We start from the raw sequence: 12266 nt of genomic DNA, 5'->3' as shown, positions 1-12266 counted from the left end.
TGATATGGACGGAAGCCTGAGAGGTTTCAAGGCCGAGGTAGGCGCAGAAAGAGCCCTTTTGGGGGCAATTGGTTGACTGTTTGCCGACATTATAGGCCAGTTAGGCCCATAAACCCATGGATGAGTTCAGTTTAGCCCAAAAAAATTTAATTTCCTGACATCCGAACCGTTGACAAGGCCCATATCTGACATTATAGTGCGCGTCCTCGGCTGATGACACGCCGAGCGAATCACCTGCCCAGGTGGTGAAATTGGTAGACACGCTAGCTTCAGGTGCTAGTGACCTTACGGTCGTGGAGGTTCAAGTCCTCTCCTGGGCACCATCTTAAAGAACCGAGCCGAATGGCTCGGTTTTTTTATGCCCACTCGAGGACCAAGGTCCTCTAGTTCTCCGCTCACCACGCAAAAAAGGCCTGGCGGCAAGCCACCAGGCCCAACAATGCCCCGCAGGGAGCTGTTCAGACTTAGAAGTCGAACCTCACACCGACACCGTAGTAGCGGCCTTCGTCTCGGACATCCTGCATGTACTCATAGCCTTCCGGCGTAACCGTATAGTTCCGGAACGGGTTCGCAGTAATGTTGGCAACGTCAACCCACACTCCAAAGTTATCGGAAATATCGTAACTCATGGAAAAGTCGAGACGATCTCGGTCATGAGTCTTGTTGCCCACGAAACCACCTCCCGGAGTTGTCTGACCGTACGAGTTTACCCAACTTTCACGCAGGTTATAGGACAGGCGGGCCTGGAAGCGGTCCCTTTCGTAAAAGACAGACGCGTTATAGGTCCACCTGGACAAGCCCGGTATCGGCCGAAACTCCCCAAAGGTTCCATCCTCCTCAGGTGTGCGGTTTTCGCCTTCCAGTCGAGTCGCGTTGACCGACAAGCCGAACGGATGCAGGAATTCCGGCATATTGTCGAAATCCAAGAACGTGGACGCGCTCATCTCCAGGCCCTCGATCTTGCCTTCGCCGGCATTTTCGGGACGATTGAGGCGTATGGTGCCGTACTGCTCGTCTTCAACGAAGCGGGTATACCACTGGATAAAGCCTTCCAGGTCACGATAGAAGACGGCCGCACTCAGATAACCGGTATCGGAGAAGTAGTACTCTAGGCTGATATCGTAGTTATCGGAGGTCAAAGGCTCCAGGTCTGGATTCCCACCGCCACCTTCAGCGTCATAGTCAGTTTCCGGGGCGTTCGGATCTTCGATACCACCCGAGCGCAGCTGGGTGATGTTGAGCGCAGGGTTCAGGTCGCCAAAGTTCGGTTTGGTACTGGTTTGAGTGAAACCGGCGCGTAACTGCAATTCATCGGTAAACCGGACACGCACACTGGCGTTCGGGAAAACATCAACATAGCTATTTTCTTTGATGCGCTCTTCCTGGGTGGTTTCGCCATCAAATGTTACCTGTGATATACCGCGGTTGTAGGAGTCGGTCTGGACTACCCGGAAACCGGCAAATGCATCAACGGGAATTGTACCGAGCTCAAAGTAAAACTTCCCCTGAAGGTAGGCCGCGTAACTTTTCTCATTGGCTTTCCAATCTTGAGCAGGGTCCAACTGGATCTGAGGCGTCTCCCACTCCGGGGTGCGCCATGCATCCCAGCCCAGCGGCTGGTTTTCCAATGCAAAAGCAGCGAGCTGTTCGTGGTTGTCTTTGATGCTTTCGCGCGACGGCACCAAATATTGGGTAAAGCTTTGGGAGTTGCCTCGGAACGGGTCATGGGACAGTTCCATATCCAGAAAATCGAGGCGCGGATCGGTCATGGGAATGTGCAAATCCCAAAGAAAGGCGTACCTGCTCCCCTGCTTCTTACTCGCGTCACGGTCGTTGTAGCGGAAACCCGTTTCCACGGTGTGTAGCCACTGCAAGCCTGTATCAAATGTGAAATCTGTGCGCCACTGGATACTTTCCCCTGCCACATCATAAAGGCTTTCATAGTAACCACGGAACTCATAATCCTCCATGGTCGTTGGGTCCCAGGGCGTACTGAAGTTGGCGCCACCTTCGTCTCCGATGAAGTTCGCATTGACGGTCGGCGAATAGGCTAGCCCCATATCGAGACTCCAAGCCTCATCGCTGTATCGGCTGTCCGTATACGCCAGATCGGTAACGACATTCATGGGTCCATTATCCCACTCAGCACCGATTGCGAACTGATAGGTATCGGTTTGGTTTTCATTGGTGGAGCGGAAACTTTGTGGAGGCAGACCGCCGCTTTTGGTCACACTCGCCACTTGCATCTGATCCGTGCCTTCAACAAAGGTCAGATTGGACAAGCTGACATCGCCAGTGCCATTCAGCCAATCAAAGTCGGTCGTCGGAAACCAGAAGTTATCCGCCATACCTTCGCCACGAAAACCCTGGTAAATACCGTCAAAGTAAACCTCCAGATCCTCACTCGGCTGCCACTGGATCGCCATGTTTGCTGAGGGGCGTGAGCGTTTACCCGATGCATTGTAAAAACCAACTTGAGCGGGCAGTATGAAGCCTCCCTCGCTATGGGGCTCTTCAATATTCCAGTTCGGTGCTGCCGTGGGGAACCAGGTGGCGTTGTAGCGCGCACCGTTGTAATACTCGGACTCAGCGTAAGTGATGTTACCCAGGAAACCGACTTCACCCAGCCCCGTTTCCCACCGGTTGGAATAGAGAACGTTACCGCTGGGAGCGGATTTTTCACTCTGGTCGTTGTAACCGTAATGAATGCCGCCAGCAATTTTCTGACCTTCGAAATCAAAAGGGCGACGGGTTCGTACATTGACAAGCCCTGCCAGACCCGGCTCGATCTGGTCGGCCGTACCGGACTTATACACCTCGATCGCCGCCAGTGCTTGTGCGGGAAAGTCCTGTAGTTGAGAGCGACGCAGCTCGGCTGTAAAGAACTCTCGACCGTTATAGGTCGTGGTAACGTCTGGTAAACCGCGAATAAGAACGCTGTTCGCTTCATCATTGAAGCGCGTAACCTGAACCCCCGGAATCCGTGCAATGCTTTCAGCGGCGGTACTATCAGGCAATTTACCGATATCTTCGGCAATGATGGCATCGACCATCCCATCAGAGTTCATCTTGATATCCTGCGCCTTCTGCAGGCTTTGCCGAATACCGCTGACGACCACCTCCTCTAGAGGCATTGCTCCGCTAGCAACCTCATCCTGCTGGTCGTCTTGAGCGTAGGCGGGCACGAATGCAACGGCGAGTGCCAGCGGTGTGATTTTGAATACTGTTGCTGCTGAACGTGAAACGTAGCGCATTGCCTTCTCCATCTAAGTTATGTTTATTCGAAGTGTCAGCACATCACTGGTGCTATTTATAGTATATATATCCAGGAATTATCCTACAAATAATTTACAGCAGAAATATTGGGCGCCACTTTTCAAGATAAGGTTCGAAGCTCCGCAGTTTCATGGCAAGATTTGGGGTTAAATCATGCGGGCGCCCATCCAAAATTCGACAGGAATATCCAAATATATACTTTATTATCAATACGTTATATCTGATGACAAGCTCGTTGCTCGCCACAGAACCGTCCCACGGACAACCTAATCGACAACTCTAATTTATATTATATTTGAATATTAAGGTTTATTTTTATTCCAATAAAAACCAACGCTGATAATTAAGTATCTATAGCCATCAATATCTGTCGCCTAAACCGCCATCATAGCGTTTTCAACACACCTACTTACTCAGTTTGGTGGCCCAACGCCAAGGAATTTGCTTGATTCTTCCTATGCATCTGCTACTTTCTAACATATCTTATTAATATATTATTAGTAAGACATATTGAAGGAGGGTGCCAGATAAAGCACTAACCCATCCTTAAGACCGCATCGCAATTGCTATAACCTGAAGAGGCATAATTATGAATAACAGGACTCTGGGGAAAAAAGCAGTAACACCCCTCATTACAACAGTCTGTGCACTGGTTTCGGCGTTCCTTGGGCTGACCAGTTTTGCCGTCTGTGCTCAAGACGTGATTTTTGACTACGACAGCATGGGCCAGACCAAATCAATGACCCACTGGGGCGTAGACACCGCTTGGCCGAGCGCCGATAACGTCCGGCAGACGGTCTACCATATGGGCCATGACGAAACGGATGTGGTTCGCGTGAACTTCTTCATGGACGAACCTCTGGACTCGAATGGCGACATCGGGCCAAACTCCAAGTCTCGAATCGATGAGCAGTTGACGATCGCGGCCGACGCGGGGGCCGGGAATAAGCCCATCGCGCTGACCCCAGCCACCGGTGCCGGTACGGACAGTTGGTACCTGGACGCCAATGGCAATGCCATTCCAGATCGATGGATGGCGCTGATGGAAGCTACGCAGGAGTACATCGGCGAGCCCATCCATGCCCTGGAAATATTCAACGAGCCTGACTACTGGGACGGAATGGGCACAACCCAGACCCTCTCCGAAATCATGGCGCTCGCCGTGGACAGCCCTAACTTTCAGGGCACCGAACACCACGCAGCTAGCACCCTCTGCAGTTGCGCCGCCCAGACCTGGTACGACCCCGTCTCGGGGCCAACCACTCACGGCACGCTTCACCAGCTGGCCGGCAGTGCCGACGACTACATCAACTTCATCCAGTATGTACAAAATCAGGGGGACATCGCCTATAACCCCGAGCTTCACAGCATGGCCGAGGTTCTGATGGGCGCCGAGTACGGTCTGCAGGGTGGCATCTGGTGGGGGGCGGCCTATCGTTCACGCGGTGTGCTCGTCAACGCCGTGCAAGGGTCCCGCCTGGGTTATGCGGAGAACCGGGGTAACTCCTCGGCCGCCGGCGTTTACCGGGCTCCCGACGGCAAGGTCTACGGCTTTGCCGGCAGCTTTGAACGCCACGGGCCAAAGCACTCCTATCGTTTCATTTCCAGTGACCAGGACCTTTACTTCAACGGCGTTGGCCCGGTTCGAGAATTCATGATGCCCACTTGGCTGGATCAACAGGGTGGCTATTTCAATATTAATGTCTCACCGGATATTCCGGCCCTCGACGGCTATCGCTGGAAAATCATCAACCGCGCGACAGGAAAGGTGCTCGAAGTCGAAGCGTCCGGCACCACTGACGGCGACAACATTCGCACCGCCACCGACGCGGATGCCGCGCACCAGAAGTGGGATATCTATCGCAACCGGGATGGTTATCATGGCCTGGTCAATGTCAACAGCGGCATCACCGCCGAAGTCGCCGATTGGTCGACCGCCGAGGGAGGAAATGTTCGCCAATGGGGGGCGGGCGACAACGTCCTCCAACACTGGTGGATCGAGCCCACGGGTGATGGCTATTTCTATCTGCACAACGGACACAGCAACCTGTATATGGAAGCGGACTCCGCCAGCGACAACGTCCACCAATGGAGTTATACGGGAAGTCAGAACCAACAGTGGTCTTTTGTCTCGGCTGAGCCGGCCAACCCTGGTTCACTAGTCGCCCAATATCAGTTCGAGAACGACGTGAACGACAGCACCACCAACAACAACGCAACGCCCTACGGATCGCCCACCTACACCTCCGGCCAGGTTGGGCAGGCGATTGAACTGGATGGCTCCGATGACTACCTAGAGCTGCCCTCGGACGTCGCCAACAGCGATGATATTACCCTTGCCACCTGGGTTTTCTGGGATGGCGGCAGTGCCTGGCAACGCATCTTCGACTTCGGCATTGATACCGGCACCTATATGTTTCTGACCCCGTCAAACAGTGCCGGCATGATGAGCTTCGCCATCACCACCGAAGGCAATACCGAGGAGGAAAGTCTGGTAACCGCCGCTCTGCCGACCAATCAGTGGGTGCATGTTGCCGTCACGCTTCGCGGCAATACGGCCATGCTGTATGTTGATGGCGAGCCACAGGTTGCCGGTCACATCTTCGCGAACCCCTCCGACCTGTTCAGCGGGGGTGGCGAACAGCGGAACTACATCGGCAACAGCCAGTGGCCGGACCCCCTATTCAGCGGTGTTATCGATGACTTCAGACTCTATGATTACGCGCTGGAGAAAACGGAAGTGGCTGACCTGTATGCAGCGGGAAACTCTGCCACTGCGTCACTTGAAGACAGTTTTGAGAGTGATTTCAGCAATTGGGCCAGCGCGAACGGTTGGGAGATTGACTCTTCTGAGTGGGTGTCAGGCTCATCCTCTGCGCATGCTGGTATGAACGCTGGCGAGCTGACCTCCATAGACGTTGACGCTTCGGGTAAAACGTCAATACATATCCAGTTCTGGTATCGCGACCACAACATCGACGCCAATGATAACGTCACCCTTAAAATCTTCAACGGCAGCACTTGGGTGGACCATGTAGAACTGGGTAACACCGCTCCGGAACAAACCTGGCATTACTACCAAACAACCATTACGGCATCTGAGTTCATGGCCTCTAGCTTCAAGATCCGGTTTTCCGGATCCTCCATTGATGGTGGCGAACACTTCTATATTGAAGACGTTGTAGTAACACCACAATAACTTGAACCGGCCTAGTTAGGTACACAATCGCAATCCCCGTAGCCGTCGTGGCCTTCGGGGATTTTTTACTTTCCTCAGCACAAAACTCCAGGTAGTAACATGAAAAAGTATCTTTTTATCGCATTGGCTCTTTGCCTCGGAACCGCCGCCTGCTCAAGCGACGAGGATATTGGCGGATACCTCTTTGTCACTTTTCGAGGCGAAAGCACTCCCATGACCGAACAGGTCTACTTCATGACCAGCGAAAACGGCAGAGACTGGAACGCCCTCAACGGCGAGAATCCGGTCCTCGTCAGCACCGTGGGGGAAAAGGGTGTACGCGATCCCTACATCATCCGCTCACCCGAAGATGACACCTTCTATCTTATCGCCACTGACCTGTCGATTCATCTCAACCCCGACTGGGGCCGGGCTCAGACCAATGCCAGTCAGTCGATTGTGGTTTGGGAGTCGGACAATCTAGTTGACTGGTCCGAACCCCGCCTCGTCAAGGTCGCCCCGGACAACGCCGGGTGCACCTGGGCTCCCGAAGCGGTTTACGATGAGGAGAACGACCGGTACATGGTATTCTGGGCCTCCAAAACCTCGGATGACAACTTCGCCAAGCACCGTATTTGGGCCGCCCATACCGAAGACTTCAAGAATTTCAGCGACCCCTTTATCTACATAGAGAAGCCCCACACGGTTATCGACACCACCATTATCAACGAGGATGGGATCTACTACCGTTTCAGCAAAGACGAAGCCCAGAAGAACATCACCATGGAGCGCAGCAAGCACCTGATGACAGACTGGCGCACTGTTGAGGGCTTTTCGCTCAGCGCCCTACAAGGCTATGAGGGCCCAACGGCCTTTGTGACCGAACCTTCCGAAGCCGGCCAGCCCGCTCAATGGAATCTCCTTCTGGACTTTTACAGCCAGGGCAAGGGCTACCAGGAATTCCAGACTGATGACTTAAGTAGTGGCAATTTCGAGGATGGCAACAATATGACGTTCCCCTTTCACCCGGTCCGTCACGGCTCCGTGCTCACCCTGACCGAAAGCGAGTATAACCGGCTCCAGACCGCCGAGAAAAACAAGGACTTTACGGTCGGGCAATGAATCAGGCCAGTTACAAGGTGGTACCCTCAATAATGGGGGCCACCAGAGTGACCGTGCTGCGTGCTGGAATGGTGTACGACGTTTCGGCCGAACCGGACTCCTGAAGTGCCCTTTCAGCATTCGTTATATGGACGGTATAGGGGCCAAGGCCCCTGCCGTCCGGCAAATTATCCACCGCGAGCTTCACACTTTGGCTATTGTCACCGGCATTGATGGCCACGATGACAATCTGCTCTTCATCCCCGCTTTTATAGGCGGACGCCAACACACCGTCCAGATCGTCGACGCCGGGCAGAGCCACCCGGCGATAACCCGGGCGTATAAAGCGGCTGTAGTTCCCCAGCGTCCACATGACCTTGGATGTCTGTAGCGAATCGCTATCCAGGCTTTTGTCGATTTTCAGCAGGCCATCTTTATAATCATACGGGGTTAATGCCAGCCACCAGTGCCATGCCGAAGCGTTCAGGCGCGTCAGGTCACGGTGAATCACCTTGCCCACATGCAGCGCGTAATCCATATCATCCACATCGAAGCCACTGCCGCCGAAGGACCTCACATCACCAGTGTCACCGAGTATGCAGAACTCGCTCATCCAGACCTTCGCACCAGGAGAGGCCGCCTGCAGGTTCTCCCAGGTCATATCCCTCAGCTTTCCCATCCGATTTTCCCAGGCATCGGAAAAATACCCATGCATTGACAAATGGCTTCCCAGGGCCGCGCTCATCTTCGGGTCACCGAGCAGCTCGTGGATATAGTTCCGGTACAGGCCCTCGCCGCTGTTGTTCATTCCACCGGTATACGCTGAACCGTCGAAGCGGACTTTAACTTCATCGCTCAGGGCCGCGGCATACTCCACCACTTCCGCCCCGTCGATTTTGACCGCTTGATCCAAGCCCGACTGTTTCAGCGCCTCATGCAAACTGATGTAAACCGTCTTTAAGTCATCCATGTTGTATCGGTTCGCTTCCTGCGTCTGGCCCTCCCACTCCCAAGTGGGCTCATTGACCGGGCTGATGTAATTGACCGGAACACCCACTTCCGCACCGCGCAGGTACGCAAGAACCTCGACCAAAAAAGCCGAGAAGCTATTGACCTCCTCCAGTTTAAGATTAGTGGAGCCCACCTCAAGGCGACTTTCTGGACCTCCGGGATGGGCCAGTCCGTTCTTGGTGGCCCAGACCGGAGGGCTGTTCACGAAGGCTACAAAATCGGATACCCCACGCTCGCGCGCTTCTCTCAAGAAATGCACTTGGCCCGCTTGCTTGGTGGAGTCGACTTTGGATCCCGGTGCCGGAATCAGTAGCTCCGCTCTTCGCAACGGGTCCGGTATTTGACTTTCAACACCTTGCTCGGTACTTCCCGCCCCAATGTTGAACCGCCATGCGGATAAGCCGATGCCCTCCGAGGTCGAGAAAAGCAGGTCAGCGAGCCGATCGATACTGGCATGGTCGTCGCGTTGCAACCACTGCTTGATCGTGGGGTTTATAGACCACGCATCAGAAGCGCCAAAATGTTCTATCGTTTGATATTCGCGACTGAAATCTACCGTCAGGTCGATGACGCTACTATTTTCAACTGTTGTGTTATCTGCTAGCGCTCCGAGCACACTGCTTGCGAGCACACCAACCACCAGTAAACAGGTCTTCATAAGGAGATCTCTGAGCCGCCAAATATTGCCATACTACTTAGAGTGGGAGGATATGCCAATCACTCAGGACCTAGAGGGCTGATGCCTCAAAACTCAATTAGCACCAAACGGTTGAAGACGACATTGAGTTTTGTGACTTGTCGGATTACGGCCTCTGGCCTAATCCGACCTACTGGGCTGCTGGGTGGTTTTCATTCTACGAGTAGGTCGGATTAGCCCCGCAGGGGCGTAATCCGACAATGCGCCGTCAGTACTTACTGCAGATTGAAGTACAAGGTGGGGGCTAGTTTCGGGTCTTCCGCCTGACTGTCGTAGAAGGTGGCCTCCAAAGCGCCGAGCGGACGGATCAGCAGCCCTTTGGTGGTGCCATCCAGCAGACGCTGCATGACTGGTCGTGACAGGGTTATGTGGGTTTTTCCTCCGCGCTCCGCGGCCGGCTCTACGTCAAACACCATCTGGCCGTTGACCAGGGTTTCCAACGGCTCTCCGCGCACGAACCCCTGGAAGGTGAGTTCTTTCTGATCCCATTGCTTCGGGCCGCCCATGACTTCGAACACCCGGATTTTATCGAACTCCACGCCCAGATCTTCCTCATAGGCGGCGACGTAGTTCCCTCCCTTGTGTACCGACTGGGTGGTGAGCTCCAATACGCCCGTCCCGTCGGCATCAGCGCTCTTCAGTGCCGACAGATCCCAGCGTAACAGCAACCACTGGTTTGCGCTGACCGTCGAGACGGGGACTTTCGCTTCCTTCTCCTCTGTATGCCAACCATCAAAGTTGACCATCGGATAATCGCGGTTCAGGACAACGTCGTGAGCGGCGGGGCGGTGCTGGGTGAAGGTATCCAGTGTCCGGATGGGCGGATGGTACACCAGCGGTTCTCCCACATCCGCCTCGGCATCGGCCGCCCGCACTACGTCGGCACGGTAGTAGTCCACGTCCACATGGTACTTGCCGGGCCCCCAATCAGTGGCGCTGAGCTGGACATTCAGGTCGTCGCCCGGCACGGCATCCAGCCCTTCAGTAGTCATGCTGATGGTGTGCCACTCGGTGGTATTGGGAATGTCGTATTCCCGCAGGTGTTGATGAAAATCCGTGGTGCGTTGGGTATTGATCATGAAGTTCACCCGCCGCGGCGCATCACTGACGCGGATACGCGCCTCAATGCGCAGCTCGTAGTCGGGGCTGGCGAGTTTCTCCATATCCAGATGCGGTGCGACATTGCGTTTGATGATGGACCACCAGACGTTGTGCTGATCATCGGTGGCATCGATTTCCATGCGTGCATGGCCGTCGAGCGGGACAAAGTTCAGGCGCGCGTCACCGTCGCCGGTGAAGTACTGCCAGTCGGGGTGTATTTCATTGCCCTCAAAGTGATCGACGAATTGGGCGTGGGCCGCCGGGCCCAATAGAGTGACAAATAATATGGAAAGGGGAGCGAGGGATTTCATGATGGCCTTTTGCTGTTATTGGTGAGATTAAAAGTTGTCGGATTACGCCCCTGCGGGGCGAATCCGACCTACTCGGTGTTGGCGGGCGCTGCGCAGTGTTTGGCGATAAATTCCGAGTGCATGGGCATGTATTCCACGGATTTGTTGATCACATTGCGAATACTCTCCAGGCGTCGGGCAATTTCATCTTTCGACAGAGTATCCACAATCGGGTGGTAGCCTTCCGCCTTCAGGCCCTGACCGTGCATCACCTCCAGCCAACTGGTCTCGTTGAACAGTTCTTCATTGGTGCGGAAGATGCGACCGTTTTTCCGATAGTGATTCATTTTCTGTTTCAGGGTATCGGGTACATCCATGGTCCGACAGTAATTCCAGAACTCGGAGTCGTTGCGCTGGGTTACGTGATAGTGGGCGATCAGGAAGTCCCGGATGCGGGTATATTCGAAATCCACTTGGCGGTTGTATTCGTCGATATCTTCCTGATCAAAATTCCGGTTTGGAAACAGGCTCATCAATTTGGCGATCCCGGACTGCACCAGATGAATGCTGGTGGACTCCAACGGCTCCATAAAACCACTGGCCAGCCCCAGTGCCACACAGTTTTTATTCCAGAATTTCAAGCGTTTTCCGGTGGTGAAGCGAATGAACTTCGGATCCGCCAGCGGCTCACCATCCAGGTTCTTCAACAGGGTATCCGCCGCTTCATCGTCACTGATAAATTGACTGCAATAAACATGGCCGTTGCCGGTGCGATGCTGCAGGGGAATTCGCCACTGCCAGCCCGCCGAATGAGCGGTGGAGCGAGTATAGGGCACCGGCTCCGCCACTTTAGCGCATGGGACGGCCACCGCGCGATCGCAGGGCAGCCAGCGCGACCACTCCTCGTAGCCTGTTTTCAGTGCCTGCTCGATCAGCAGCCCCCTGAAGCCGGAGCAATCGATAAACAGATCGGCTTCCAGGGTTTCACCGTCATCCAGGGTAATTGATTCGATAAACCCGTCATCCGGACGGAGCGATACCCGCTCGATTTTGCCTTCCCGACGACGCACTCCGCGTTCCATGGCATAGTCTCGCAGGAACATCGCGTAGCGGGCCGCATCAAAGTGAAATGCATAGGCAATGCGGGATAAGGGCGAATTCCCCGCATCCACCGGACGCATGAACCGCCCCTGTTCGACCGCCTGACAGTTCAGCGTGTAGGCGTCGATATTGGGGGCTTCGCCGGCCTGGAACAGTTTTAGCCAGTAGTGGTAAAACTGCACGCCCTCCATATCCTTGCCGACTTCACCAAACGCATGAAGATAACGCTCGCCAATGTGCCCCCAGTTGACGAACTGAATCCCCAACTTGAAGGTTCCCTGGGTGCGTCGGATGAATTCATTCTCATCCAGGCCGAGCATCTGGTTGAACAGCTGAATCTGGGGGATGGTCGCTTCCCCTACGCCGACCGTGCCGATCGAGTCCGACTCCACCAATTGGATGTCGCAGTACTGGTTCTTCAGAACCTTGGCCATTGCCGCTGCGGCCATCCAGCCGGCGGTGCCACCACCGACGATCATCACTTTACGAACACGGTTGTCCATCGTCATTA

At 54.4% G+C, this 12266-nt stretch carries 6 protein-coding genes and 1 tRNA gene; 3 read left to right on the top strand and 4 right to left on the bottom strand.

Annotation, left to right across the window (positions count from 1 at the left end; all coding sequences use genetic code 11):
* Positions 1 to 236 precede the first annotated feature (236 nt).
* A tRNA-Leu gene (locus tag N645_RS0115235) sits at positions 237 to 323 on the top strand.
* A gap of 141 nt (positions 324 to 464) precedes the next feature.
* Here N645_RS0115235 and N645_RS0115230 read toward each other — a convergent pair.
* Positions 465 to 3254: a TonB-dependent receptor gene (locus tag N645_RS0115230; RefSeq protein WP_051174479.1), complete on the bottom strand. Its 2790-nt coding sequence runs from the start codon at positions 3252 to 3254 to the stop codon at positions 465 to 467.
* Positions 3255 to 3865: 611 nt separating this feature from the next.
* Between N645_RS0115230 and N645_RS0115225 the strand changes: the two genes are divergently transcribed.
* Both N645_RS0115225 and N645_RS0115220 read left to right on the top strand, forming a co-directional pair.
* Positions 3866 to 6475: a LamG-like jellyroll fold domain-containing protein gene (locus N645_RS0115225; RefSeq protein WP_081666223.1), complete on the top strand. Its 2610-nt coding sequence runs from the start codon at positions 3866 to 3868 to the stop codon at positions 6473 to 6475.
* A gap of 99 nt (positions 6476 to 6574) precedes the next feature.
* Positions 6575 to 7576, top strand: coding sequence for a glycoside hydrolase family 43 protein (locus tag N645_RS0115220; RefSeq protein ID WP_024462373.1), 1002 nt, complete (start codon positions 6575 to 6577; stop codon positions 7574 to 7576).
* Between the two features lie 10 nt (positions 7577 to 7586).
* Here the strand turns inward: N645_RS0115220 and N645_RS0115215 are convergent, their stop codons facing one another.
* From N645_RS0115215 to N645_RS0115205, 3 genes are all read right to left on the bottom strand, one after another.
* The gene (locus N645_RS0115215) at positions 7587 to 9224 is read right to left on the bottom strand and encodes a glycoside hydrolase (protein WP_024462372.1); all 1638 of its coding nucleotides are present in this window, start codon (positions 9222 to 9224) and stop codon (positions 7587 to 7589) included.
* Between the two features lie 254 nt (positions 9225 to 9478).
* Positions 9479 to 10675 (bottom strand): hypothetical protein, encoded by a 1197-nt coding sequence (locus tag N645_RS0115210; RefSeq protein WP_024462371.1) that lies wholly within the window; start codon positions 10673 to 10675, stop codon positions 9479 to 9481.
* A gap of 68 nt (positions 10676 to 10743) precedes the next feature.
* Positions 10744 to 12258 carry a tryptophan halogenase family protein gene (locus tag N645_RS0115205; RefSeq protein WP_202960806.1) on the bottom strand — a complete coding sequence of 505 codons (1515 nt, stop codon included), beginning with the start codon at positions 12256 to 12258 and terminating at the stop codon, positions 10744 to 10746.
* Between the last annotated feature and the right edge of the window lie 8 nt (positions 12259 to 12266).

The sequence above is a fragment of the Marinimicrobium sp. LS-A18 genome (assembly GCF_000463525.1).
Classification (GTDB): Bacteria; Pseudomonadota; Gammaproteobacteria; order Pseudomonadales; family Cellvibrionaceae; genus Marinimicrobium; species Marinimicrobium koreense.
Note: the sequence above shows the minus strand (reverse complement) of the source record. Positions and strands in the feature narration are given on the sequence as shown.

What these genes read in the sequence shown, in the direction of transcription:
- N645_RS0115230 (WP_051174479.1), bottom strand. Translation starts at nt 3,254, where the DNA reads ATGCGCTACGTTTCACGTTCAGCAGCAACAGTATTCAAAATCACACCG.
- N645_RS0115225 (WP_081666223.1), top strand. Translation starts at nt 3,866, where the DNA reads ATGAATAACAGGACTCTGGGGAAAAAAGCAGTAACACCCCTCATTACA.
- N645_RS0115220 (WP_024462373.1), top strand. Translation starts at nt 6,575, where the DNA reads ATGAAAAAGTATCTTTTTATCGCATTGGCTCTTTGCCTCGGAACCGCC.
- N645_RS0115215 (WP_024462372.1), bottom strand. Translation starts at nt 9,224, where the DNA reads ATGAAGACCTGTTTACTGGTGGTTGGTGTGCTCGCAAGCAGTGTGCTC.
- N645_RS0115210 (WP_024462371.1), bottom strand. Translation starts at nt 10,675, where the DNA reads ATGAAATCCCTCGCTCCCCTTTCCATATTATTTGTCACTCTATTGGGC.
- N645_RS0115205 (WP_202960806.1), bottom strand. Translation starts at nt 12,258, where the DNA reads ATGGACAACCGTGTTCGTAAAGTGATGATCGTCGGTGGTGGCACCGCC.